At 56.1% G+C, this 25,276-nt stretch carries 23 protein-coding genes; 21 read left to right on the forward strand and 2 right to left on the reverse strand.

Going from position 1 to position 25,276, the window contains the following annotated elements; translation table 11 throughout:
- Nucleotides 1–3: 3 nt before the first annotated feature.
- The 8 genes from NZD89_RS14750 to NZD89_RS14785 all read left to right on the forward strand — a co-directional run bounded on the left by NZD89_RS14750 (nt 4) and on the right by NZD89_RS14785 (nt 10,534).
- Entirely contained in the window at nt 4–1,008 is a 1,005-nt protein-coding gene (locus tag NZD89_RS14750) for a biotin--[acetyl-CoA-carboxylase] ligase (RefSeq protein WP_268003575.1), read from the forward strand.
- 74 nt (nt 1,009–1,082) lie between these two features.
- Nucleotides 1,083–2,531, forward strand: a complete 1,449-nt coding sequence (locus NZD89_RS14755) for a tetratricopeptide repeat protein (protein ID WP_268003576.1) — start codon at nt 1,083–1,085, stop codon at nt 2,529–2,531.
- 88 nt (nt 2,532–2,619) lie between these two features.
- Complete coding sequence (locus tag NZD89_RS14760) at nt 2,620–5,439, forward strand: helicase C-terminal domain-containing protein (protein ID WP_268003577.1); 2,820 nt, start codon at nt 2,620–2,622, stop codon at nt 5,437–5,439.
- A gap of 72 nt (nt 5,440–5,511) precedes the next feature.
- Complete coding sequence (gene ku, locus NZD89_RS14765; RefSeq protein WP_268003578.1) at nt 5,512–6,330, forward strand: non-homologous end joining protein Ku; 819 nt, start codon at nt 5,512–5,514, stop codon at nt 6,328–6,330.
- Nucleotides 6,331–6,370: 40 nt separating this feature from the next.
- Complete coding sequence (ligD, locus tag NZD89_RS14770; protein WP_268003579.1) at nt 6,371–7,258, forward strand: non-homologous end-joining DNA ligase; 888 nt, start codon at nt 6,371–6,373, stop codon at nt 7,256–7,258.
- A 143-nt stretch (nt 7,259–7,401) separates the two neighbouring features.
- Nucleotides 7,402–8,202: an S-methyl-5'-thioadenosine phosphorylase gene (mtnP, locus tag NZD89_RS14775; RefSeq protein WP_268003580.1), complete on the forward strand. Its 801-nt coding sequence runs from the start codon at nt 7,402–7,404 to the stop codon at nt 8,200–8,202.
- A gap of 2 nt (nt 8,203–8,204) precedes the next feature.
- Nucleotides 8,205–9,239, forward strand: a complete 1,035-nt coding sequence (mtnA, locus tag NZD89_RS14780) for an S-methyl-5-thioribose-1-phosphate isomerase (RefSeq protein WP_268003581.1) — start codon at nt 8,205–8,207, stop codon at nt 9,237–9,239.
- Complete coding sequence (locus tag NZD89_RS14785; protein ID WP_268003582.1) at nt 9,236–10,534, forward strand: amidohydrolase; 1,299 nt, start codon at nt 9,236–9,238, stop codon at nt 10,532–10,534. The genes mtnA and NZD89_RS14785 overlap by 4 nt, the downstream gene beginning before the upstream one ends.
- Nucleotides 10,535–10,550: 16 nt before the next feature.
- On the opposite strand, the gene NZD89_RS14790 is transcribed toward NZD89_RS14785, so the two are convergent.
- Entirely contained in the window at nt 10,551–10,727 is a 177-nt protein-coding gene (locus NZD89_RS14790) for a hypothetical protein (RefSeq protein ID WP_268003583.1), read from the reverse strand.
- A gap of 87 nt (nt 10,728–10,814) precedes the next feature.
- Between NZD89_RS14790 and surE the strand changes: the two genes are divergently transcribed.
- From surE to NZD89_RS14830, 8 genes are all read left to right on the forward strand, one after another.
- Entirely contained in the window at nt 10,815–11,561 is a 747-nt protein-coding gene (surE, locus tag NZD89_RS14795; protein WP_268003584.1) for a 5'/3'-nucleotidase SurE, read from the forward strand.
- A 14-nt stretch (nt 11,562–11,575) separates the two neighbouring features.
- Nucleotides 11,576–11,755 (forward strand): YpmA family protein, encoded by a 180-nt coding sequence (locus NZD89_RS14800; protein ID WP_268003585.1) that lies wholly within the window; start codon nt 11,576–11,578, stop codon nt 11,753–11,755.
- Nucleotides 11,752–12,258, forward strand: coding sequence for a hypothetical protein (locus tag NZD89_RS14805; protein ID WP_268003586.1), 507 nt, complete (start codon nt 11,752–11,754; stop codon nt 12,256–12,258). Before NZD89_RS14800 ends, NZD89_RS14805 begins: the two co-directional genes overlap by 4 nt.
- 106 nt (nt 12,259–12,364) lie before the next feature.
- Nucleotides 12,365–12,901 (forward strand): hypothetical protein, encoded by a 537-nt coding sequence (locus NZD89_RS14810; RefSeq protein ID WP_268003587.1) that lies wholly within the window; start codon nt 12,365–12,367, stop codon nt 12,899–12,901.
- Entirely contained in the window at nt 12,895–14,430 is a 1,536-nt protein-coding gene (locus tag NZD89_RS14815; RefSeq protein ID WP_268008499.1) for an AAA family ATPase, read from the forward strand. Before NZD89_RS14810 ends, NZD89_RS14815 begins: the two co-directional genes overlap by 7 nt.
- A gap of 144 nt (nt 14,431–14,574) precedes the next feature.
- Nucleotides 14,575–15,870, forward strand: a complete 1,296-nt coding sequence (gene asnS, locus NZD89_RS14820) for an asparagine--tRNA ligase (RefSeq protein ID WP_268003588.1) — start codon at nt 14,575–14,577, stop codon at nt 15,868–15,870.
- Nucleotides 15,871–15,894: 24 nt separating this feature from the next.
- Nucleotides 15,895–16,689, forward strand: a complete 795-nt coding sequence (locus tag NZD89_RS14825; protein WP_268003589.1) for a DnaD domain-containing protein — start codon at nt 15,895–15,897, stop codon at nt 16,687–16,689.
- Nucleotides 16,690–16,705: 16 nt separating this feature from the next.
- Nucleotides 16,706–17,602, forward strand: coding sequence for an NAD-dependent epimerase/dehydratase family protein (locus tag NZD89_RS14830; protein ID WP_268003590.1), 897 nt, complete (start codon nt 16,706–16,708; stop codon nt 17,600–17,602).
- A 58-nt stretch (nt 17,603–17,660) separates the two neighbouring features.
- Here NZD89_RS14830 and NZD89_RS14835 read toward each other — a convergent pair whose 3' ends face one another.
- The gene (locus tag NZD89_RS14835; RefSeq protein ID WP_268003591.1) at nt 17,661–18,797 is read right to left on the reverse strand and encodes a D-alanine--D-alanine ligase; all 1,137 of its coding nucleotides are present in this window, start codon (nt 18,795–18,797) and stop codon (nt 17,661–17,663) included.
- A gap of 29 nt (nt 18,798–18,826) precedes the next feature.
- Here NZD89_RS14835 and NZD89_RS14840 point away from each other — a divergent pair, with 29 nt between their 5' ends.
- From NZD89_RS14840 to NZD89_RS14860, 5 genes are all read left to right on the forward strand, one after another.
- Nucleotides 18,827–20,233, forward strand: a complete 1,407-nt coding sequence (locus NZD89_RS14840; protein WP_268003592.1) for a UDP-N-acetylmuramoyl-tripeptide--D-alanyl-D-alanine ligase — start codon at nt 18,827–18,829, stop codon at nt 20,231–20,233.
- 435 nt (nt 20,234–20,668) lie between these two features.
- The gene (locus NZD89_RS14845) at nt 20,669–20,908 is read left to right on the forward strand and encodes an RING finger protein (RefSeq protein ID WP_268003593.1); all 240 of its coding nucleotides are present in this window, start codon (nt 20,669–20,671) and stop codon (nt 20,906–20,908) included.
- A 139-nt stretch (nt 20,909–21,047) separates the two neighbouring features.
- Entirely contained in the window at nt 21,048–23,171 is a 2,124-nt protein-coding gene (locus tag NZD89_RS14850; RefSeq protein ID WP_268003594.1) for a S9 family peptidase, read from the forward strand.
- A gap of 189 nt (nt 23,172–23,360) precedes the next feature.
- Complete coding sequence (locus NZD89_RS14855; protein WP_268003595.1) at nt 23,361–24,287, forward strand: Mbeg1-like protein; 927 nt, start codon at nt 23,361–23,363, stop codon at nt 24,285–24,287.
- A 48-nt stretch (nt 24,288–24,335) separates the two neighbouring features.
- Entirely contained in the window at nt 24,336–25,274 is a 939-nt protein-coding gene (locus NZD89_RS14860; protein WP_268003596.1) for an alpha/beta hydrolase, read from the forward strand.
- Nucleotides 25,275–25,276: the final 2 nt, after the last annotated feature.

The raw sequence follows: 25,276 nt of genomic DNA on the forward strand, positions 1-25,276 counted from the left end.
CGCTTGGATAAGATCGCAATGTCGACGCGCGAGAAGATGGTTGAGCTGTTCATGGGGGCGCCGGAAGGGCTTATCTCTGGCGAGCAATTGAGCAGTGCCCTAGGCGTGTCGAGAACCGCCATCTGGAAACACATCAAACTCCTCGAGGAAGACGGTTTCGAGTTTGCCGCCACGCCGCGAGTCGGCTACCGACTGACGCACGTTCCAGACGAGCTCATGGCATCTCTGGTGGCACCTCATCTTCGCGACTGCACACTTGGGAGTCAAATCCTGTGGGCGCCGGAGCGGCCCTCGACCAATGACACGGCGACGGAGTTGGCTAAGTCCGGCGCTCCACACGGACTGGTTGTGACGGCCGCCCGCCAGACGGGGGGCCGGGGTCGGCAAGGGCGCGTCTGGCAATCGCCCGCCGGCGGGATGTGGTTTTCTATTTTAGTGCGCAGGCCGTGTGCCATCTCGCAGGCTGGTGATCTCACGCTGCTCGCAAGCGTTGCCGTCTGGCGGGCATTGGCCTCCATGGGTATTCCAGCCGAGATCAAGTGGCCGAACGACCTGTTGTTAAACGGGCGGAAGATCTGTGGCATTCTCGCGCAGATGCGAACCGACGGCGAGTCGGTGGAATATGCGGTGATCGGCATTGGGATGAATGCCAATTTCACGCGCGAGCAATTTCCACCTGATGTACGCGAATACGCCACGACCATCCTGTCGGAGATGAACCGAGAGGTCCATCGGCCGACGCTTCTAGGGTGTATTCTCACGGAACTCGACCAGCTTTATCGCGATTTGAAGGCAGGTGTCGGCGGTTTTGCCGCCGTTCGAGACGAGTGGAAGGCGCACGCGCACACCTTGGGTCGCAACATCCGTGTACGCATCGGTGAACAGATTGTAGAAGGCGTCGCACAGGACGTCGACGCCCGCGGTGTCCTGGCGCTTCGCGGCGAGGATGGCACCGTTCACGCCATTCACAGTGGGGAAGTACTCTTCTCCGAAATGGAAAAATTGTAAGGCACGTCACATGGCCCGAATAATCTACCCTGTGCATACGGACGCTACCTATATGAACAAAGGGGGCGCCATTCGTGCAGAATGTGGAACTGAAGGCCATCGCGAACGCGATTGCGCAAATCCGCGAACAACTCCCAGAAGCGGACACCGTCGTCCGGTCGAAAATGCTCCAGGAGCTCGAGACGCTTCGGGAGATGGCGACGTCCATCTTAGACGCTTGGATGGAGGTGGACGATGCCATTGAAGAGACCTTGGCGCAAATCAGCGAGGCATCTATCGACGCATCCATCGCCGCGCAAGGGGACCAGGCGCCGCAGTACACGGCGTCCTTAAACGCTGGTGCCGGCGTACAACAGAGTGTGCAGAGCCGGACAGAAAGCCTTTTGCAGGCGCCGGTTCAGTTGGCTGAGACCTGGTTTGACATGTCTCTTCGAGCCGACTGTGCCTTACGTAAGGGACTTGGCTATTTCGATTTACGCATGTTCGACGAGGCGGCGCTGTCCTTGACACAGGCCGTCGCCGAACAGGACAACCCCGCGACTCGAATTTACCTCGCCCTCAGCCATCTGGCGGCAAATCGCGTCGATCTCGCTGTGAGCCACCTCAATGTCGCACGGGTTCGCGCAAACGATGACGTGACCGTGCGAGCGGTGCTCGAAGTCGATGTTCAAATCTGCGCCGCCAGAGAGGACTGGCATCAAGCCGTACACGTCCTGTACGAGTTGCTCTGTTTCGATCCCACCCAGTTGGACACGTGGTACAACCTCGGGGTGTGCCATTTGAAACTCTATGAATTCGCGGCCGCGGAGCGCTGTTTCGCGAAATCCATGAAAAACGAGCCGACGGACGTCGAGGCCGCGCTCTGGCGGGCGATGAGCCTCGTTTTGTGCGGTCGGGTGGACGAGGCCAGACAGCTTCTTACCACTTCGACGCACCTGGCAAGAAACGTGGAGGAGCACGCGCTGTTGCGCGTGGTGCTTCACCTCTCGACACAGCGCATCGACTTGGCGGAACGTGCCGCCATCGCTGCCAGCGCCGCGGAGCCGAATAGTGCGTTTGGATACGAACTGTTGGCCTTGTGTCGGGCTGTCTCGCACCGACCGGACGAAGCCATCCCGCTCTGTAAGCGGGCGCTCGCGCTCTCGCCGAACAGTTCGCAGGCGCTCACTTTATTTGGGCTCTGCAGTTACTTGACAGGGGACCTACAGCGGGCAGAACGCGCCCTGAAGACGGTTGAGGAGCGCGGTGAATCGAGCGGGCTCACGCACGTCGTCCGGGCGCGCATCGCGACGCTCAACGGACTGACTGCTGACGCGTTGGAGCGCCTCGGCAGGCTCAGTGAACACCCAGGGATGTACGCCAAGCGCCTCGCCGTCTTATACAGAGGGATGCTGCACTTGAGCGAGAACGAAATTGCACTCGCGGAAGCCGACTTTGAGCGGGCGTTGCATCTCGGGCTGCCGCCATCGGCCATCGACATCGCGCGGGCGCATGCCAGGTCGGGGGTGGCCCAGAGATCTTGAGCACGGGCCATGTTTCTCCATGTTCAGTCCGAAGCGCGATTTGTTAGAATGTAGGATGAGATTTGGACTGGCCAGGAGGCCTTATGTGATGAACTACGTGGTGTTTGATATCGAAACGACGGGGTTGGACCCATCCAATCACGAAATCATAGAGGTCGGGGCGGTACGTATCCGCGATGGTGCCATCGCAGATACGTTCCACCACCTCGTTCGCCCGCGTCAGTCCATCCCTGAGGAAATTTCCCGACTGACGGGAATTGATGACGGGATGGTCGCTGATGCGGAATCTGCGGATGAGATTCTACCGAAACTATTACAGTTTATCGGCGACGATACATTGGTCGCGCACAATCTGTCGTTTGACGCACCCTTCTTGCAACACAAGCTGGACGACCTCGGTTACACCTTGTTGCGACCTGACGGACTGTGCACGCTCGTGCTCGCGCGCGCCTTGTTTCCCACGTTGTCGGGGCACCGCTTAGAAAACGTCGCGGAGCATTTGGGCATCGTCCCGGAAACCGCTCACCGCGCCTTGGCGGACGCGATGACGACGGCCAAGGTGTTTCTCGCCATCACAGAGCGCGCCAGTTCGCTCCCGCTGATGCTCGTCCAACAGTTGGCGCAGCTGTCCGGATTGTTCTCGCCGAGAACTGGGGATTGGTTCACGGACCTCAGCCTGCAGGTGATGTCGACGAGGGCGGATGCCATTCCGGACGACTGTGAAGTTCGGGAGGGGATGTTGTACACGTCTGTGAAGCCGCGTGAGGAGGGGGCAAAACCCGGCGAGAGGGTTGTCGGCGACATCCAGGAACAGGCCTTGCAAATGCTCGCGGCGGGCGGTCCGCTCAGCGAATCGCTCCCAGGCTACGAACCGCGCGAAGGGCAGCTGCAAATGGTCGCGAAGGTGAGTGAGGCCTTAACTGCGGACAAACACGCCGTGATCGAGGCGGGGACGGGGACGGGCAAGTCGATGGCCTACCTCATTCCCGCCGCGCTGCACGCACTCGCCAGTGATGAGCGGGTCGTCGTGAGTACGCACACGCTCGCGCTTCAAGACCAGATTGAACAGCGTGACTTTCCGACGCTCGTAAAACTGTTTGGCGGGCAGATCTCACTCGCCGTTCAAAAAGGCCGCAAGAACTACGTCTGCTTGCGCAAGGTGAGAGCCGAGGCTGGCGTGATGTCGTTTTCCTCGCACGCAGACGAAATCCAAGGCATGATGGGGTTGCTCGTGTGGCTGACGCAAACCGCAGAAGGCGTCCGCGAGGAGTTGTCGTCACATGCCGTCTCGCACGCGCTTTGGTCGCGCGTCCAAAGTGAAACCGATACTTGCATCAACAAGCGCTGTCCGTTCTTTCGTCCGTGCTATTACTTCCGGGCGAAGGCACGTGCCCAGACGGCGGAGATCGTCGTGACCAACCACTCGCTGTTGCTGTCCGATTTGAAGGCCGATCACCGCGTGCTCCCTAAGTACGAAGCCCTTGTTATCGACGAAGCGCACCACTTGGAAGATCAAGCGACCAAGCATCTGGGCGATGAGGTTCACGCGGCCCAACTCGCGGCGCTTTCCTATCGATTGAGCCGCGATCGGGGGAAAAACGGGATCATTCCCGAGTTGAAATCCCGCTTCGAAACGTCGCAGTCCATGCCGCTCTCGATGGAAGACAAGCTGACTCGGGCCCAGGAGTGGATCGAGGATGTCAGTCGGAGTGCGGACACGGCGTTCGCTCTGCTTGGAGGTTTGCTGCCGGCGGGGAAAAACGAGCTGCGGCTCACGGACGATTTGTGGAGGCATCCGAACTTTATTCAGTTCTCGGAGCAGATGTCAGAGCTCAGGGCGCCGATTCACGCCCTGCGGGAACTCGTCAAAGGGCTCCAGGAGTGGGCCAAGAAGGCGATGTCCGACGACGACGCGGGACGCATTATCGACGCGGCTGGGTTTCTCGATCAATGGCTACAAGGGGTGGAACTCCTCGAGGAGATGACCGTGCCAAGCGATTCGCGCGTCACGTGGATTGAACGCCGAGGCTACGGTCGCCCGCGCTACAGCGTTCATACGGCGCCAATCGACGTGTCTTCGACACTTCGGACGCTCTTGTTCGAACCGCTCGCTTCCACTGTGTTGACCTCCGCCACGCTGTCAGTTCGCGGACGCTTCGACTTTACCATCAACCAATTGGGACTTGGCGAGAGCCTGGCCGAAAAGCGGCTGATCACCGGAAACGTTCCGTCGCCGTTTGACTATCAGTCGCAAGCCCGGCTCTTCGTCCCAAACGATGTGCCGGAATTGGCCAAAATGACTGCAGACGAGGCGGCCACGTGGCTGTGTGACTCGCTGTACCACCTGGCGGTCGCCAGCAGTGGGCGCGTTCTGGCCCTGTTTACAAGTCATCAGATGCTTCGCGAGACGGCCAAACTCTTGCGAGGACCTCTGGCAGCAAAGAATCTGTCCGTGTTTGCGCAGGATGTGGACGGCGGTCGCACTGCGATGCTCGAGGCGTTTCGCAATAACCCGAACAGCATCCTGTTAGGCGCGCAGTCGTTCTGGGAAGGAATTGATTTACCGGGCGACCAGTTGACCACACTCGTGATTATTCGCCTGCCTTTTGCACCGCCGAGCCATCCTGTGACCGAGGCTCGACATGAGCGGTTGACAAAAAGCGGCCAAAGTCCGTTTTGGGTGGCCAGTTTGCCGGAGGCAGTCGTGCGATTCCGGCAGGGATTCGGCCGCCTCATACGCACAAAGCAGGACAAAGGCGTCGTCGTGGTGTACGACAAGCGCATCATCACGGCCAAGTACGGGGCGACGTTCATCCAATCGCTGGCCGGGATACGCCCGCACGTCGCACCCGAGCAAGAAGTGCTCCGACAAGTTCGCTCATTTCTGTCTCAATCTGCTACAAGTTGATCGGTATGTCCCTCGCACTGCCAACCCACCCTAACGACAATCAAAATCGGTTGCGGAAAGGGTGGGAGACGCATGCACAGCATGTGGAAGGGTTCGATTAGTTTTGGCCTGATCAACGTTCCTGTGCGGATGTTCAAGGCGACGGAGTCACAAGGTGTACGGTTTCGGCAACTCCACAAGGCTTGTAAAACGCCCATCCAGTACCACAAAACCTGTCCTACGTGCCAGGTCGAACTCAAGTCGGAAGACATCGTGCGCGGATTTGAGTATGCCAAAGGTCAATTTGTCGTGATCGACGACGAAGAACTCGAAGCGCTCACGAAAACTCGTTCACAAACCCTCGATATCGTTCACTTCGCACAAGCAGAAGAAGTCGATCCGGTCTATTACGACAACACGTACTACCTAGCGCCTGAGGCCAATGGCCGCAAGGCTTACGCGCTGTTGGCGGACGCGCTCGGCAACACTGGGCGCATCGCGGTGGCGACGTCCGTTCTGCGCCAGAACGAAAGTATGGCCTGCATTCGGATGAAGGACGGCGTGCTGATTTTACAGACGCTGTTTTGGCCAGACGAAGTTCGCCAGACCGGTGAGCTCCCGTTTGTCCACCAGCCGCCTGCGGTAGCCCCTGAGGAGTTGGAGATGGCGGAGAAGCTGATTGAACAGCTGTCGAAACCGTTCGATCCAGCCGCTTTTCACGACGAGCGTCGCGAACAGGTGCAGAAACTGGTGGAACAGAAGCTGGCGGATGCCGACCCTGAGGAACTCGCGCCCGCTGCGACCGCTCCGGCCGCGGACGTCATCAGCCTGATGGACGCATTGCAGAAGAGCCTGAAGATGGCCGAACCCGCAGTCAAGAGAAAGCGTACCACGCGCAAGAAAACGTCGTGAGAAAGCTCGGCAGACGCTGGATTTACGGGGAGGGAGGGCCTTGGCGCGCCATTTTGTCCTACAGGCGGACGTGCCGGTTCGAGTGACACATCCAGATAAAATTCTATTTCCCGATCCACCGACGACAAAGCTCGCCTATATCACGTATGTCGCACAGATGGCACACGTCATCCTTCCGCATCTGCGCAACCGCCGCGTGACGTTGGTGCGCTGTCCGAACGGAACGAGAAATCACCGCTTCTACCAGCGTCACGTCCTCGCCGGTGCCCCGGAGTGGATTCCATCGGTGCCAGGGGAGGAAGGCAAGCCGGAGATTGTCATTCCAAACGTCGCCACGCTGTTGTATTACGCCAACCTCGGGGCCATCGAATTTCACAGCGCGCTCTCCTACATCGACGAATCGGCGGCCTCCGTGCTCTCCTTTGACTTAGATCCGTCTACCGATGACTTCGAACGCCTTCGGACCGTAGCCCTTTACCTGCACGACGTCCTGCTCAATCTCGGACTCGTGAGTCTGTTGAAGACTTCCGGCAAGCGCGGTCTGCAGGTGTTCATCCCGCTTTCAAATCCAGTCCCATTTGCCCTTACGAGAAAACTCGTCCATTTTGTCGGTCAGTATATGCAACAGCGCTGGCCAACTTTGGCGACGACGGCCAGGCTCGTGAAAGATCGCGGCGACAAGGTCTACATCGACGTACCGCAACACGGGGCCGCTAAGACACTCGTCTGCGTCTACAGCGTGCGTGCTACGGATGATGCGCGCGTGTCGACGCCCATCACTTGGGATGAACTTCGCGCGGGATGTCATCCTGCCGACTTCACGATGCGAACGGTCCCTGCCCGCGTCAAACAGCAGGGAGATCTGTTTGAGCCCAAACAACGATGCGATATCCGTGGGCTTCTCGAGAAAATTGCCGAGCATTCGTGATACAGTTCTCGGGTCAGTTTCGTTATAATCAAACCACTACCCGTGTCGGGCACATAACGGGCCACTGCCCAAATCACAGGACGACTCCACGTGGAGCGCCCGAACCCGACACGACAGAAAACCGACCCTTGAGGTGTGACATCATGCAACCAAAGTACGCGATTATCGGCGGAACCGGCGTTTACGAACCGGGAGCCGTAGAAGATGCGAGAGACGTCGAAGTACATACGCCATACGGAGATGCGTTGGCGACTATCGGCCTTTATGGGGGCCAAGCTGTGGCATTTATGGCCCGCCACGGCAAGCATCACGCGACACCGCCGCACAAGGTGAACTACCGAGCCAACATCTATGCCTTGAAGGAACTTGGCGTGGAGCAGGTGCTGGCGACGGCTGCAGTGGGCTCACTGCAGCCAGGTCTCAAGCCTGGTGATTTGGTGCTGGTGGACGACGTGATCGATATGAGTAAAAGCCGCGTGGGTACGTTTTTCGAGCACGACAGTGTCGTGCACGTCGACATGTCCGACCCGTATTGCAATCGATTGAGGCGGAACCTCAAACACACAGCTAACCGGCTTGACTATTCCATCCACGCGGGTGGCGTGTATGTTTCCACAGAAGGACCGCGATTTGAGACGAAAGCTGAAATCCGCATGTTCCAAGCGCTTGGCGGGAGCGTGGTCGGGATGACCAGCATGCCCGAGGTGGCCTTGGCCAAAGAAGCGGAACTGTGCTATGCCACCGTCTGTATGGTGACGAACTACGCTGCGGGGCTCACGACAAACGCTTTAACACACCAAGAGGTCGTGGACGCCATGCGGCACAACGTCGAAAAAATTCGCGCGTTGTTTTATGAATTCATCCAATCGGATAGCGACGAGCGCACGTGCGATTGCAAGCGCGCCGTCGGTGGACAGACGCCGCTTCGACGGGAGGAACAGTAATTTTGGAAGCGATTCGCTGGACAGAGGACAGGCTCGAACTGCTCGACCAAACCAGATTGCCACACGAAGAGATCTGGAACACATACCACGCCGCCGCCGAAGTTGCCGCGGCGATTCGCGACATGAAGGTTCGCGGAGCCCCGGCCATCGGCACGTCAGGCGCTTTTGGCGTCGCGATGGAGGCCCACCGATTTGCGGGCGATGCCTCCATTCGCGAAAGAGTGCGAGAAGCTATTTCCACGCTGCGCACCGCACGACCAACGGCGGTCAATTTGAATTGGGCGATGGACCGGATGGAAGAAGTCATCGCGCAAACGTCGGACGACGCCCTACTGCCGGCTAAACTTTACGCCAAGGCGCTGCAAATCGCCGAGGACGACGTGAGAATCAACCGGGCGATAGGGGACGTGGGTGCTTCGCTGTTCGGCGACCATGTGCGTATTCTCACGCATTGCAACACCGGGTCCTTGGCCACGACAGGCTACGGGACGGCGCTCGGCGTCATTCGTTCGCTTCATGCGCAGGGCCAACTCGCACACGTCTACGCGGACGAGACACGTCCGTATTTGCAGGGGGCTCGCCTGACGGCGTTCGAGCTGTTGCACGAAGGGATCCCATTCGACATCATCACCGACAGCATGGCGGGCCATCTGATGCAGCGGGGAATGGTCGATGCGGTCGTCGTCGGCGCGGACCGAGTCGCGCGCAATGGCGATACGGCGAACAAGATTGGCACGTACGCGCTGGCCGTTCTCGCGGGTTACCACGACATTCCGTTTTACGTGGCAGCGCCCGTCAGCACGCTCGATCTCGCCACGACATCCGGCGTCGACATTCCGATTGAAGAGCGAAACTCGGACGAAGTGACTCAGATCTTCGGCCAACAGATCGCACCTGTAGGCGCGACGGCGCTGCACCCGGCCTTCGACGTGACGCCAGGGCGACTGATCACAGGCATTATCACCGAGCACGGGGTTGCGCGATATCCCTATGAGCACTCGCTCGCTCAGCACGTGAAGGGGGAGAAATCAGAATGAAGACGGTACTCGAAGTCGGCGGCGCCATCATCGATGCGTCCACAGTGATTCCACAGCCGCTCCACTTTGTCATCGAGAACGGGGCGATTCAAAGTTATGCACTTGGTCTATACGAATCGTGGGGCAATCGAGAGCCGGTAGATGTCATCCGCAGGCGTAACCGCATCGCCATGCCTGGGCTCGTCAATACACACGGCCATGCCGCTATGACGCTCCTTCGCGGCGCAGGCGACGACCTGCCTCTGATGACGTGGCTGAACGAACGGATCTTTCCACTTGAGGACAAACTAACCGAAGAGGCGATCTACTGGGGGACGCAGTTAGCCGCTTGGGAGATGCTCTGCTCCGGGACGACGACTTACACCGATATGTACATGATGATGCATCATGCGGCGCAGGCTGTCGCAGAATCTGGGATTCGGGCGGTGCTGTCCGTCGGCGTCGTCGGGTTTGACGAGATGTCAAGAAACAATGGGATAAAGCGCAGCCGTGCGTTTCACCAAGCGTGGCACAAAGGAGCATCGGGTCGCATCACAGTGACACTCGGTCCACATGCCCCGTACACATGCCCGCCGGATTACTTGCGCGAGTTGGCACAGCTCGCGAGCGCCCTCGACATTCCGGCCCAAATTCACTTGAGCGAGACGAAAGTGGAAGTTGACAACGCGATTCACGATCACGGTCAATCGCCCATCGCCCTCGCACAACGAGTCGGACTGTTGGACGTTCCGGTTTTGGCGGCGCACTGCGTGCACGTCACAGACGCAGATCTGGACATCTTGGCAGAGTACGGGGTTCACGTGGCGCACAACCCACAAAGTAACTTGAAACTCGGTTCAGGAATTGCGCCGCTGCAAAAGATGCTCGAGCGAGGGTTGGTGGTCGGCCTCGGAACGGATGGCGCGGCCAGCAACAACAATTTGGACATGTTCGAAGAAATGCGCCTCGCGGCGACACTCCACAAAGGGGTCGCGCAAGACGCTGAGGTCATCCCTGCGAGCGTGGCATTCGATTTGGCGACGGCAAAGGGCGCCAAAGCGTGTTTCCTCGGCGACCAGCATGGCACGTTGCGCGTGGGCGCCAAAGCGGACATCGTGCTCTTGGACGCAGCGAGTCCACATATGTTGCCACAGCACAACATTCTCTCGGACGTAGTGTACGCATGCGGCGCCGACGACGTGCGCGACGTGTTCGTCGACGGCCGCCAGGTGGTGTCAGAAGGCGTACCGCTTACCATCGACGTCGAACGCGTGCAGAGAGAGGTTTTGCGAATCAAGGAACAGTTCCAGGCTTGACGGTGTTTCACACTTCTTACACGTTTACTTCGTCGGGATCGTCATAAGTTGGCGGGCGCAAGTCAATACATTGCCGACACCAGCGAGACGTTTCCTCGGCTAAAACGGAAAGTAAAAGTGCGCGTTCCAGTTGGCGGAATGGGGTATCTGGCTCCGCAAAATTCCTTTCGACGGTTGGCAAATGCATTGTCATAACACCACCTCCCGCTGAAGTACTCCTAGTATAGGCGGAGCGGGCACCCGTATGTGACACGAATGATGGCAGGAGAGGAGACATTCCATGCGCATACTGTTAAGCAACGATGATGGCATTCACGCACACGGCATCCGCTCACTGTGCAAGGCGCTGTGCGACACAGCTGAGGTTTACGTAGTGGCACCGAATCAAGAGCGCAGTGCATCCAGCCACGGGATCAGTCTGCACCGTGCTCTGGAGGTCCACGAAATCGAGGTTCCGGGCGCCACCAAGGCGTACGAGACGTCAGGTACGCCGGTCGACTGCGTCAAGTGGGCGCTCGCCGTGCTCCATCCGAAGACGCCGTTTGACTTGATGTTGTCAGGCGTCAACGCGGGTGCAAACCTGGCGACCGACGTCCTGTACTCGGGCACCGTGGCGGCGGCGGGCGAAGCGTCACTACAGGGGGTCAAGGCGATTGCGCTGTCACTCGTAGGCCCGCCATTCCATTTCCATCCCGTTATGCAGGCACTTCAGTCCATGTTCCCTGACTTGTGCGCGCTGTCGCTGCCGCCGGACACGTTCTTGAGTGTCAACTTTCCGGAGAACCCGGACCCGCAAAAAACGCGTTGGACCAAACTCGGGGTGCGCAAATACCACGACACCTTTCGCCTGGAACTGGACGAAAGCGGAGAGCAGGTTTATCGTTATGGTGGAGATATCGTCGATGAGCGCGGCGACGGGCAGACCGACGTCCAGGCGATTTACGACGGGTACATTAGCATCACGCCATTGCGATATCGCTTTGCAAACGAGGAATACTACGAAAAAATGCAATCAATAAAGCGCTGACGGACGGTGGAATCGTGGAAACCAAGTTACACATACTTGCTACACATCGGTGTTCCAAGACAGAGGACTTGTACTTGCTGGTCGATTTCCTCAATCGAAATTTGAAGGACAAAGACATCGTGTTTGGATTGTCCAAAGCAGAGGACAAAGAAGGTGTGATGCAAATCACACTGTACCGGACAGATGTGGTATGAGGACCTGGAAGATTTGGGCCATTACAGTACCCATCATTCTCGTGATGATCGCCTGTGCAGTACTGGCATGGTTATGGAAAAATGTGTCGACGAACTGGGCGCCTGAACAACAGGCCGCTCAGTACGTTCTCGACCATACGCCGATGAGTCATATAGATCAGTATGAAGTCTTCACGGCATCAGGACTGGAAGATGTGTTTGAGGGGACAGACACCTTTGGGCACAAGTGGTACGCGTTTTACATTCCGGCGAAGCACACATCTTACAGTATCGCCGCGAATGAACTCGTTCCACAGAGCACGGTAGAACAATCGTTACTGAAGGACAATATACATACACAGACTTGTACCATTGGCTACGTGACCGGCGAAGCTTCTGGAACCCTTCACGCCAACGCAGACGTCGTGTATGAAATTCGCGGATCATCCCTTGGCAAGACGACATTTGTGTATGTGGATGCCACAAATGGCCATATACTTTGGCGATACCAGTTATCTGCGTAACCGCTAAGAAGAAGTGGAAATATGTACTGTGAACATACGTTCGGTACCCATGCTATACTATGTGCATGAGCTTGTGTGATGACACTTAAGGGAGGCGATGTATCTCATGTCTCGTGTTCGCCTCGTTCCAATCGTACTCATTGCCATTGTCGCGCTCGCTGTGCTCTTTGGCGGATGGCAGGCGTACCAACACTTCAATCTTCTTGGACCACTCAAGAAGAACCTTCAACAGGTCGAGGGTGTTCAGACGGTGGACATTCTCACGGGTAGTCCAGATGTGGTTCAGGTCCAGCTCGGGCCGTTTTCCAAGCTGAAGAACGGGGACTTGCAACAAACGTATGATGATATCACCAGTCAAGTTTCATCGAAACTGGGGACGGGTGTGACACTGCAACTGTCTGACGACCGCAGTGGAACGCTTGCGCAGGCGCTCGAAAACTTTAATCCCGTCCTGCTTGAGGGAGTTACCAAGGGCAACTATACGGAGATGATTTCCCAAGTGACGCATATGGCAAAATCCCAGGGGATCAATTGCCGAGTCACGATGGATACTCAATATATTTATATTCAATTGGCGAAAGGCGGGCATTACTTGTATAAGGTGATGCCGTACTCAACGCACCAAGGAGGTGCTGCATCTTGATTAAGGAATGGTTAATTGGTGTTGCCGCAGCAGTGGTCATCTTTCTAGGCCTGTTGCGCATCAATGTCCTCCCAATTTTGTTCCTCGTCGGCCTCGGTGTGCTCTTATGGGTTGTGATGGATAGGCGAAATGCGCCTTCACCGTCGGCAAAAGATGCGCCTGTGCGCCACGATATTTCGTTCGATCAAATTGGCGGACAAGAGACATCGAAACACGAGCTGAAAGAAGCGCTCGATTTCTTGCGGTATCGCGACAAAATCAAGACGTTGGGCATTCGTCCGCTGAAAGGCATTCTGCTCACAGGACCTCCGGGAACCGGGAAGACGTTGATGGCCAAAGCTGCTGCGACGTATACCGACTCTGTCTTTTTATCTGCTTCAGGTTCTGAGTTTGTCGAGATGTACGTGGGTGTCGGTGCCCAGCGCGTGCGCGACCTCTTTCGGCGCGCTCGTCAGCTGGCGAAGCGAGAAAACAAGGACAGCGCCATTATCTTTGTGGACGAAATCGACGTGGTCGGGGGTCGGCGTGGTCACCAGAGCCATCAAGAGTACGACCAGACACTCAACCAGCTCCTCACGGAGATGGATGGCATGAGCACCACGCAATCGCCGTTTGTGCTTGTAATGGCTGCTACGAACCGTCCCGACATCCTCGATTCGGCACTGCTTCGACCCGGTCGCTTTGACCGCCAAATTAAGGTAGATTTGCCTGACAAAGACGGCCGCTTGCACATCCTTCGCATCATGACGAAGAACAAACCGATTGCCGACGATGTCAGTTTGGAGCACATCGCACGGGAGACTTACGGCTTTTCCGGCGCGCAACTCGAAGCGCTCACCAACGAGGCGGCCATCATCGCGCTGCGGCAAGAGCGGGATACCGTGACGCAGGAAATGTTCCGCGACGCCGTCGACAAGGTGTTGATGGGTGAGAAGACGGGACGCCGACCGACCGACGAGGAGCTACGGCGCGTCGCCGTGCACGAGTTGGGTCACGCCATCATCAGTGAACTGATGCGGCCAGGTACGGTGTCTCACATCACTATCGCACCGCGTGGTAAGGCTTTGGGATTTGTGCGCCAGATTCCAGAGGCGGATCAATATTTGTATACCAAATCGCAGCTTGAAGAGCAGATCAACGTGGCTCTGGCTGGGTGTTTAGCGGAGGAACTACATTACGGCAACCGCAGTACGGGGGCTCAGAACGACTTTGTACAGGCGTCTTCTCTGGCACGTACCCTGGTAAAATGCGGATTGTCGCGCCTCGGCATCGTCGACGAGGAGCACCTCCCTGAACAGGATCTCGAAAAAGAGGTTCGTCATATTCTGGCGGAGCAAGAAGGGGTCACGCGAGAACTCCTGCAACCGTATAAAGAGGACATCGATCGGCTTGCGGAACACGTCGTTCGCGAGGAGAGCATCGACGGCAAAGAATTCCGCAAGTGGATGGAGACGATGCGGCCACGAGCGCTCGCTTCTGCAGCGGTGTCTCATCCTCACGTCAAGCCGGAGTTCACACCGTCCATGTAATGCGCCCACGTACAGGGCCGGTCATCGACCGCAGAAGTCGAAGCCACCTAATGATGGTAGGTTTCGACTTCTTTTTGCGATTGTGGGTCGTTTCCCCCCTTTGATATAATTACCCTGATATGATGCTAACCTGGAGGGAAAGTTGTGAGTACGACAACGTCAATTGCCCGTGTTGGTGATTTTGCTGGACAAGCGGTCACACTTGAGGGCTGGTTATACAACAAGCGTTCTAGCGGTAAGATTCAATTTCTTCAGGTTCGCGATGGAACAGGGCTCATTCAGTGCGTAGCCGTCAAGGCAGAAGTCGGCGAAGACACTTTTGCGGTTTGCGCCTCGCTCACACAGGAGTCGTCGCTGCGCGTGACGGGGCTCGTGCGGGCCGATGACCGAGCGCCAGGGGGCTACGAACTCACCGTTCAAAGTGTAGAAGCCGTTCAAATCGCCGAAGAATATCCGATCAGTCTAAAGGAACATGGCGTAGACTTCCTGATGGATCACCGCCACCTCTGGGTGCGTGTGCCCAGACAGCGTGCACTGTTGCGCATCCGCGCCGAAGTCGAACGCGCCGTTGCGGCATACCTGGACGGGAATGGATTTACACGGGTGGATCCTCCGCTCTTGACACCGTCTTCTTGTGAAGACACGACCGAGTTATTTCATACGCAGTACTTCGACCAAGAGGCATACCTCACACAGAGCGGGCAGATGTACATGGAAGCCGCTGCGATGTCACTGGGTAAGGTGTATTCTGCGGGGCCGGCGTTTCGTGCGGAAAAGTCGAAGACGCGCCGCCACTTGATCGAGTTTTGGATGATTGAGCCCGAGATGGCGTTCGTTGAACACGACGAGAATCTACGCATTCAGGAACAACTCGTTTCGCACGTGGTGAAGCATGTGCTCAACCATTGCGAAGAGGAGCTTCACACGCTTGGACGGGACGTAAGCGCGTTGGCAAAAGTGGAGGCCCCATTCCCTCGCTTGAGTTACGACGAGGCGATTGACTGGCTGCAGAAGCACGATTTCGACATCCAGTGGGGCGATGATTTCGGATCCCCACACGAAACGGCACTCGCCAATCAATTTGACAGGCCGCTGTTCATCGAACGCTATCCGACCGCAATCAAGGCGTTTTACATGCAGCCTGATCCGAATCGGCCAGAAGTCGCTCTCTGTGCGGACATGCTCGCGCCGGAGGGCTACGGCGAGATCATCGGGGGCAGCCAACGCATCCACGATTATGAGCTGTTGAAGCAGCGGTTCGACGAACACAAACTTCCGGAAGATACATATGCGTGGTATCTCGATCTGCGCAAATATGGATCTGTGCCGCATTCCGGTTTCGGCCTTGGCCTGGAACGGACGATCGCGTGGATCAGCGGCATTGAACACATCCGCGAAGCCATCGCGTTTCCGCGGACGCTGTACCGTCTCTATCCATGATCAAGGGGAAAGGGGGAAACGCATGTGAAACCGTCCGCTAGGCAATCTGCGAACGGGGACTTTCTGAGTACCCCTTTTGTAGCGTTACCGTACGATTTGCTAAAAAACTACGCCGATTTGGGACTGCATGCTCACGAGATGATCATGCTCTTGCAGATTCTCGCGAGCGGACAGATTCGTGGCACGACAGAACTGTCCGCGCAAGACTTGGGAGACCTCTGCGGGATGAGCAGCAAGGAGATTATGCTCTGTGTGGAGCGGCTCGTTCGAGAGGGGCTTCTTGGTATTGGAGAGCGGTTTGACGATTTGGGCGCACACGTCACGTACTTCGATTTGCAGCCCTTGTGGCAGCGCCTGCGCGGAAAACCGGCGCCCTCTGCCACGGCGCAGTCGCGCGTGTGGCGCCAAGACCCTGTAACAATGTTCGAGGAGGAATTCGGCCGCCCTCTATCGGCGCTCGAGTGCGATCAAATCCGGACGTGGCTTGGTTCCGAAGGGTATCCTGAGTGGATGGTCGTCGAGGCGCTCCGCGAGTCCGTTCTGGCAAATAAGTACAGCTTTAAATACATCGATAGAGTTCTGTTCGATTGGCAACGAAACCAGATCAAGTCTCGTCAGGACCTAGATCAGTATCGGCAGCAGCATCGGGATAGGATTCGTGAAGCGGAGACGCGAAAACGCCCGGCGACCGCACAGTCCGGGCAGAATTACAAATCGAACACAGCGGCACGCGGCACCTCTGAGCGCACCAGCGAGTCGAAAGAGTCAAGTCGAGACGAGCGGTACGCGAATTTTTATCAACTGTTCCCAGAAAGTTAACAGGGGCTGACGGTGTATGAGAGTATTTGTGACAGGTGGCACCGGCTACGTGGGGGTACCAGTGGTACGGGAACTTTTGAGACGGGGGCATTCTGTCACACTGCTCGCCCGCGACGCGTCGCGCGTCCCCGCTGACCTCTGTGGGCTTGTCCACGTGGTCGACGGAGATCTAGCTGATTCCACCGCGCTGCAGATTGGAATGAATCAGGCAGATGCAGTGGTACATTTAGTCGGCATCATTCGGGAGAACCGACGGCGGGGAATTACGATGCAGGCTGTTCACGTCGGGGGCACGACGGCTGTTCTGGAAGCGGCACGCCGCGCAGGCGTAGAGCGACTCATCCACATGAGTGCGCTTGGTGCCCGCGTCGGTGCGCGAAGTAGGTACCACAAGACGAAATGGGAAGCGGAGACGCGCGTGCGCCAAAGCGGGCTTAAGTTTACTATCTTTCGTCCATCCGTGGTCTTTGGCCCGGGCGGTCCGGGGGAGAACTTCGTTCGACAACTAGCCACCGTCGTCAGGCGCGCGCCGGTCGTCCCGGTTATCGGAGATGGTCATTTTCGGCTGCAACCCGTCCACACGCGTACGGTGTCGGCTACCTTCGCTGCCGCGCTCGAGATGGACTCGACCATCGGCGAAACGTTTGACGTCGGGGGTCCATCCGTCGTGGAGTACGAGGACATTGTGCGCGAAATCGTCGATGTCAGCGGAAAAAAGCGGGGTTCCGTGCATATCCCGCTTCCCATCATCGAGGTGTTCGTGCGCGGCGCGACGGTGTTCGGAAGCTCTCCCTTGAGCATGGATCAGTTGACGATGCTCAAGGAGGGGAGCGTCGTCCCCAATGGGGAACGCCTGTACCAAGTGTTTGGCGTAGAGCCTATTCCATTTCACATCGCACGGGAAGACATTTAAACGAAAAAGGTGGAGGCACTCCGGTGCCATCCACCTTTTTTCGTTATGACGTCGTCCTTTATTCCGCATCAAAGCTGCGGGTTAGCTCTCGCTTCTCGTTGTTGCGCTCCAGTGCCAGTTGGATAAGGGTATCCAGCAACTTGCTGTAAGACATACCGGACGCTTCCCAAAGCTTCGGATACATGCTGTACCGGGTGAATCCAGGCATCGTGTTGATCTCGTTGATGATCACTTTTCCAGAGGACTTTTCGATAAAGAAGTCCACCCGTGCGAGCCCACTGCAGTCAATCGCTTGAAACGCCTGCGTGGCGTACGTCGCAATCGCGTTTCGCTGTTCATCCGTCAGTTCTGCCGGGATAATCAGTTTCGATGTTCCACCGACGTATTTCGCCTTGTAGTCGTAGAACTCATTGGACGGAACAATTTCACCGGCGACGGAGACTTGTGGTGTGTCATTCCCGAGTACGGCGACCTCCACCTCGCGGACGTCGAGTCCCTCTTCGACAATGATTTTGCGGTCGTACTGTGCGGCCAGTTCCATCGCCCGTTCCAATTCGGTGCGCGATTTCGCCTTGGTGATGCCGACGCTCGAACCCAAATTCGCCGGCTTTACAAAACACGGGTAACCAAATGTGCGCTCGATTTCGTCGATGATCTCATGCGGCCGAGTCTTCCAAGTCTTACGCGTACATCCGACGTATCGAACCTGCGGTAACCCGACCGACCCAAACACTTGTTTCATGACGATCTTGTCGAGTCCGACGGCCGACGCGAGAATGCCCGCTCCCACGTACGCCACGTCCATCAGTTCTAACAGGCCCTGGATAGACCCATCTTCGCCGTATGTTCCGTGCATGACCGGAATAATCACATCGACATCACCTGCGAGGGTTGGCGGCAAGGGTTCTGGAGCAGACTGCGCGGAGACGGAAGTCAATCCGCCGACTTGTTCGTTGATAAAGCTCGCCGACGGACCGGAGGTCACCTTTTTGGTGGCCTTTTGTTCTTCCTCCAAGGATTTTACGGCATTCTTCCCGACATGCCAGCGCCCGCTCTTCGAAATCCCGATAGGCACAATGGTATACTGATGAGGATCTAGTGCCTCGATGACTGACTTTGCCGATTGAAGGGAAACTTCGTGTTCTCCTGATTTTCCACCGAATACGACGCCAACTTTAATGCGGTTTAAAGGCACGTATCGCAACTCCTTTTTGCAGGAAGATATTGAAACTGAAAGTAGGGATGGCCTTGACTCCAGTTACCTTGCGTGAATTGGCCGACATTGTAGGTGCCTTATCTACACAAGGCGATGAACATACGCTCGTCACAGGTGTCTGTGTCGACAACCGCGAAATCGGCCAAGGAGACGCCTTTGTCGCGTTCGTGGGCGAACGGGTCGACGGACACAATTTCATAGACCAAGCCTTTGACTGCGGTGCAAGTGTAGCGATTGTAAGCAAGCCCGTCAAGGCTGGTGTTGGTCCCGTTGTCCAAGTGGGAAGTCCGTTGGAGGCCATTCAACGCCTGGCAACCCACGAACGATCCGGCTTTGCCGGCCCTGTCATCGGCATTACGGGGAGCAATGGAAAAACCTCGACCAAAGAGATGGTCGCCGCCGTTCTCGGACAACTGGGCGACTGTCTCTACACCCAGGCGAATCGGAACAACGAATTGGGCTTACCTTTAACTATTCTACAGCGAACACCAAAACATCGTTCCATCGTTTTAGAAATGGGAATGAGAGGTTTTGGGCAGATCTCGGACTTGTGTGAAATTGCACGTCCTACCATCGGTGTCATCACGAATATCGGCCATAGTCACATCGAAATTCTCGGGAGCCAGGAAGGGATTGCGAAGGCCAAGGCGGAGTTGCTCGAGTCGCTTGGAAGTGATGGAACGGCGATTCTAAACGTCGATGACCCCTGGCTGAGAAAAGTGGCGACCTTATCGAAAGCCCCGGTGCTTTGGTACGGCCTGTCGCCTTCCGCCGACGTCTATGCGACACACGTCGAGTGGGGCAAAGAGGGAATGGCGTTTACGGTTCATGTGCAGGGCAAAAGCCAACGCGTCACCCTCCCGACTTTTGGCATGCACAACGTTCAGAACGCACTCGCCGCTGTCGCAGCGGGCACAGCGGTGGGGTTGTCGCTCGCGCAAATCGCTGACGGCTTGGCCTCGTTACAGCCGTTGAGCGGACGCCTTCGACTCCTAGACGCGCCTCGCGAGGTGACCGTCATCGACGATTGCTACAACGCGAGCCCGTTGTCGATGGGGGCCAGTTTGCAAGTCCTTGCACAACTGGCGGCCCCAGGAAGACGTGTAGCCATCCTTGGAGATATGTATGAACTAGGCGACTACACAGAGGAGGGGCACCGCCAAGTCGGGGCACTCGCCGCCAAGGCCGGTGTAGACACCCTGATTTGCATCGGGCCGGCGGCAACATGGATTGCCGAAGAGGCCAACTCTCAACGGCTGCCGGAGGTTCACCACGTGTCCTCCGTCGAGCAAGCTATCGCTCGGTGTTCAGAGTGGGTAAGAGCTGGATCGACCGTGCTTGTCAAAGCTTCTCGCGGGATGCAATTGGAACGTGTTGTCAATCACCTGCTCACAGGAACCACGGAGCAAAAATAGATCAGATCTCTGCTGAGGGCCCTTCTCATAACGATTTGCCGATTGTGTTCAAACTTTGCAATGGGTTTACCAAAACTTTGCACGCGTTTGGTAGAATTGGTGATAATCAGTGAGGAGGCGCCCTCTTTACGGCATGGCACGCGCTCTCACGCCGACATTCGCCGCTGCCGACTCTCCATACCGGTTCGACTGAAGCCCTCGCAGGATTTTCTGCGCTCGACACGGAATGGGGCGTGAATCGGTCAGCAACTTGTCGAAAATTGTTTCAAGTCGGGTAGGATGAGGCGGGATCGAAGTTATTATCTCGGTAATTAAAAATTTACAATGATTTGATACATTTTCGTCCGCATCTTCGATACACTAAAGTTGTTTGATATCACTGAAAGTTCCTATCCGAAGCCCGGTCGCCTTTCGGCGACGAAGGAGGAATGCTAGGTGGTCACATGTCCAATATGCAAAGAATTGTTACAGGAGCTCACCTCGATTCACTGTGTGAAGCGTCACGGGATGTCTAAAGCAAAAGTCATTGAACAATTTGGCAAGCCAAAACGGCTTTTCCTCACGTTTGCCGCAGAGAGTACCGTTACGACTCCTACCATCAGTTCGCGCGACTACCTAGATTCTCAACTTCTCACGGACAGACTCAATTCAAAGACGAGGAAATTTCACGTGTAGGGTGTCACCTCGACGTCGATTCACGGGGACCATCCGCTTTCTTGGCAGAGTGTTGCATTTGCAGTCACCTCGACCGACGCATTTTCAAAGCGTAGCTAAAAAACAACCTGACGTTTCTCTCGGCGAAGGAGTTTCAGATATGGCAAAGCGACGCCTCGACGTAAGTGATTTTGCAAACTTTACCCTCATCGGCGAAGTTCAGATCTCCCCGGACGGCACGAGGGCCGTGTTTTCCCAGCAGACGGTATCCTTGCGCGAGGACGATTATCGCGTTCAATTGATGCACATCAATTTATCCGACCAGTCTGTGCGTCCACTCACAACTTCCGGTAAACGAAACCAGGGAATATGCTGGTCCCCGGATGGACGCAAGGTGGCGTTCGTCGGTGATCGAGAATTCGGCAAACAGATTTGGGTTATCCCCGTCGACGGCGGTGAAGCCGTGCGGGTGACCAACTTTAAACACGGCATCTCCCATGTCTGTTGGTCCCCTGACGCACAGGTGCTCTACGCACTCGTGCCGGCTGCTGCGAATGGCGAAGTAGAGGTGTTCGACGCGGGACTGACGCCGTCTTTAGCTCAGGAAGTCGTCGATAAGGAGGCAAAAGGCTGGCGCGAAGGACCCAAGCGCTATGAGCAGCTCTATTACAAACAGGACGGCACCGGACTGTCGCACCTGAGGTATCCCCAATTGGTTCGAATCGACGTCACAACCGGCTTATTTACACAACTGACTCGCGGCGAGGAAGGCGTAGGCACGTTCGCCGTCGCCCCCGATGGCTCATTGTATTTTACCAGGGGGCGCGATAGGGAGTTCAAGTGGTGGTTTTCCGATCTGTATCGTTACGATGAGACATCGGGAAAGAGTTCGCTTGTCTCCGACGCGTTCATATTTCACGGGTTGCAATGTTCGCCGGACGGTTCAACCATCGCCGCCCTGGTGCACGACGAGTCGTATTACAGGTACGAGTCTGCCGCACATTTGCAGCTCTATCTATTGACCCCGGCTGGACAGACGCTTGCACATCTGACGGAATCGTTCCCGGATGATCTGACGAACTCAAATTTGTCCGACCTCCGAGCGGACACGGGCGACAGCCTCATCGAGTGGTCATCTGACGGAGAGTATCTTTACGTCCTTTCGACCCGTGAGGGGTGTGGCGAGGTAGTGCGCTTTCGAACAGATGGTTCGACGCCGCAGGGCGAGGTGGTCGTCGCGGGGCGGCGAGACGTCTTCTCGTTTGCGCTGCGAGGGGATACGTTCGTCTATGCGTATGCGACTGATACGAATCCGAGCCGCCTGGCCTCGCAAATCCTCCGTTCAGACGTTCGTTACGGCGGCCGTATCGCGCGACCTCCACATGCCCCCATGGACGAGTCCTGTGTATGCTCACCTGCTTTTGAGTTGGAACACGCGCTGTACGCGCCGAACGACGAGTGGCTTCGCACCGTCGAACTTTGTGACCCGGAACCGTTTTGGTACCGTTCTGCCGAAGACTGGTGGATTCAGGGGTGGGTCATGAAGCCTGCAGGCTATGAACAAGGCAAGAAATATCCTGTCATTCTCGAAATCCACGGCGGGCCGCAACTTAATTTTGGCTATGCGATGTTCCACGAAATGCAGTGGTTTGCCGCACAAGGATATGCCATCGTCTATACCAATCCTCGTGGCGGGAAAAGTTATGGCCAGTCGTTCGTCAATGCGGTTCGCCATCACTACGGAGAAAATGACGCAGCGGACGTGTTAAATGGTCTCGACGCGGCTCTCGAGAAATTCGACTTCCTCGATGGGAAACGCGTCGCTGTTACTGGGGGCAGTTATGGTGGATTTATGACCAATTGGTTGGTTGGGCACACGGACAGGTTTTTTGCCGCCGTCTCGCAGCGCTCCATCTCCAACTGGGTTTCGTTTTACGGCTGTTCCGATATCGGCCCGCGTTTTGTGGAAGCACAGCTCACTCCAAACGCGAAGGAAAATCTGGACAAACTTTGGATGATGTCTCCGCTCGCCTACGCTACACACGTGACCACGCCTCTTCTGTTGATTCACTCTGAAAACGACCTACGTTGTCCAATGGAGCAGGCGGAACAGTTCTACACCTGGATTCGCAGCCAAGGCAAAGAAACGCAGCTCTTACGGATTCCGAACGCCAGTCATGGGCTGTCACGAAATGGTAAACCGTCTCTGCGCATTCGGCGACTCGAGGCGATATTTGGATTTATCCATGAACACTTGCCCCCTGAAGAAGAGCACGCTCGATAAAAACCATTTTGAGCGCCCCTCTAAACTGGGGCGTTTTTTTTTGAGAACAGAGCTTTGCGGTAGTTGTTCACATAAAACAAGGCAAACATGGGAAGCCTACTATGCTATAATATGGTACCGTCGTTTTTCGAGTATCCGTCAAACCGTATAACGGAAAACGAATGCTGAAAGGGTGTTTCAGTTAACCGCATGAAGGCTTCCGTATATTGGAGACGCGTCGTTGGATTTACGGTCGCCAGCGCACTCTGTATGATTCCTTTTCGCTTTCTCGATGTCAACGCGGTCGTGGGGAACGAGGTTGCCGCCCCGTCGAAAGCCGTACCTACGGCGGCAGGTTCCACTGGAGGCGTGTACGACGGCGTCCTGATGAAGATGTCGGATTTGTCGTACTCGAATTTGGGACCTTATCAACATGACACACTGAATCAAATCGCTGCACTGTCGAAAGAGCACTCCGGCCCAAGTGGGATTTATAAGCAGGTAGCATTTGTCAATCAAAGGGATTGGCATCTGTCGTACGACCAGGCAAATCAATACTTTTTCTCGGACTTGTCGGGATGGCGCATTCTCGCCACGGAAGACAAGGAAGATTACTCAGGTTTTTATGGTGTCGCATATCAGAAAGGCAATACGATTGTGATCGCGTTCCGAGGTACGAATGATGTCGAAGACCTCGTATCGGATGCGGGAATCTATTTGAGCGTATCAAACATCGTTGACCAAGAAGTCCCCGCGATGCAATTTGTCAATCAGGTGCGCACCAGCTTACCTCCTAGACAGTATCACGTCATTTTCACGGGTCACTCCATGGGTGGCTGGTTGGCGCAGTGCATGTACAAGACGTTTACATCCAAATACCCCGGCTGGCAGGTGGATGGAGCCACGGTGTTCGATTCCATTGGAACGAACTTTCATCAAAATCTATCGGACATCGGGCGTGTGAAAGATTACCGTTTTCAGGGAGATCTGTTCAGTCACTACGGTTCATCGCTTGGATCCGAAATCAAAATTAAGAATCTAACTCCCGATGAGTCACTCTACGACAAGCACCAAATGTTTGATTTTTACCAGTACTTTTATGGCGCTCCGACCACCGTCCACGAATTGCAAGCTTGAACCTTGAATCCTGTAACCGGAACTGGTATGAGCAGGGGGTAGTTGCGAATGCCTAACCGAACAGTAGCGTACACCGTAGCGCAGAATGTGGTACTCGAGGGGCGCTCTTGGGAGCCGGATGATAGTAAGTCGGCGCGTGGCATCGTGCTTATCCTGCACGGCATGGGAGACCATATCGGGCGGTACGATTCGTTTGCAACGTTTCTCGCCACCGCGGGATTTCTCGTTCACGGGTACGATCAACGGGGGCACGGTCTCACTGGAGAGCGAATGAAGTCCCGTGGACATTTGGGGGAAGACGGGTTTGAGCACCTCGTGCGCGATGCCTATCACGTCATTCAAACACTCCGTCGCGCGACGCCGGCACTCCCTATCATTCTAATAGGGCACAGTATGGGCTCTTTTGTAGCCCAATCGTTTTTGACCCAGTACGGCTCAAGCATCGATGCTTGCGTATTGTGCGGGAGCAACGGTCCAGAAGGGTCGATTTTACACGTGGTAAAATGGATAGCCCGTCGCATCTCTAACATGCACGGGCCTACTAGCACAAGTGCGCTGTTGACGCGTTTGACCTTTGGTGCCTACAACCGGGCGTTCCGCCCCAATCGAACCGACTTTGATTGGCTCAGCAGGGATGCGCACGAAATAGACCTGTATCTGGAAGATCCGCATTGCGGATTTTCTCTTACGTCTTCCTCTATGTACGATATGTTTACTACACTACAAAACATGTACCGTTCTAACAGACTTCGACAGATCCCAAATAATTTGCCGATTTTCATCATTGCCGGAGAAAAAGACCCGTTATCTCACTTTGGTCGAGGAATTCGACGATTGGCAGTTCTCTATCAGCAGCAGGGACTGACGAACGTGACCTCCAGGCTTTACCCAGGTGCGAGACACGAATTGTTCCACGAGATCAACCGGGATGAAGTTCACAGAGACGTTCTGGCGTGGCTTGGTGCCAACGTTCCTAGGTCAGTTTAGGC

Origin of the sequence: Alicyclobacillus fastidiosus (assembly GCF_026651875.1) — a bacterium.
In the GTDB taxonomy this organism is placed as follows: Bacteria; Bacillota; Bacilli; order Alicyclobacillales; family Alicyclobacillaceae; genus Alicyclobacillus; species Alicyclobacillus fastidiosus.

Coding starts and splice junctions, on each gene's coding strand:
- NZD89_RS14760 (WP_268003577.1), top strand. CDS start 2,620: ATGAACTACGTGGTGTTTGATATCGAAACGACGGGGTTGGACCCATCC.
- ku (WP_268003578.1), top strand. CDS start 5,512: ATGCACAGCATGTGGAAGGGTTCGATTAGTTTTGGCCTGATCAACGTT.
- mtnP (WP_268003580.1), top strand. CDS start 7,402: ATGCAACCAAAGTACGCGATTATCGGCGGAACCGGCGTTTACGAACCG.
- NZD89_RS14785 (WP_268003582.1), top strand. CDS start 9,236: ATGAAGACGGTACTCGAAGTCGGCGGCGCCATCATCGATGCGTCCACA.
- NZD89_RS14790 (WP_268003583.1), bottom strand. CDS start 10,727: ATGACAATGCATTTGCCAACCGTCGAAAGGAATTTTGCGGAGCCAGAT.
- surE (WP_268003584.1), top strand. CDS start 10,815: ATGCGCATACTGTTAAGCAACGATGATGGCATTCACGCACACGGCATC.
- NZD89_RS14805 (WP_268003586.1), top strand. CDS start 11,752: ATGAGGACCTGGAAGATTTGGGCCATTACAGTACCCATCATTCTCGTG.
- NZD89_RS14810 (WP_268003587.1), top strand. CDS start 12,365: ATGTCTCGTGTTCGCCTCGTTCCAATCGTACTCATTGCCATTGTCGCG.
- NZD89_RS14830 (WP_268003590.1), top strand. CDS start 16,706: ATGAGAGTATTTGTGACAGGTGGCACCGGCTACGTGGGGGTACCAGTG.
- NZD89_RS14850 (WP_268003594.1), top strand. CDS start 21,048: ATGGCAAAGCGACGCCTCGACGTAAGTGATTTTGCAAACTTTACCCTC.
- NZD89_RS14855 (WP_268003595.1), top strand. CDS start 23,361: ATGAAGGCTTCCGTATATTGGAGACGCGTCGTTGGATTTACGGTCGCC.
- NZD89_RS14860 (WP_268003596.1), top strand. CDS start 24,336: ATGCCTAACCGAACAGTAGCGTACACCGTAGCGCAGAATGTGGTACTC.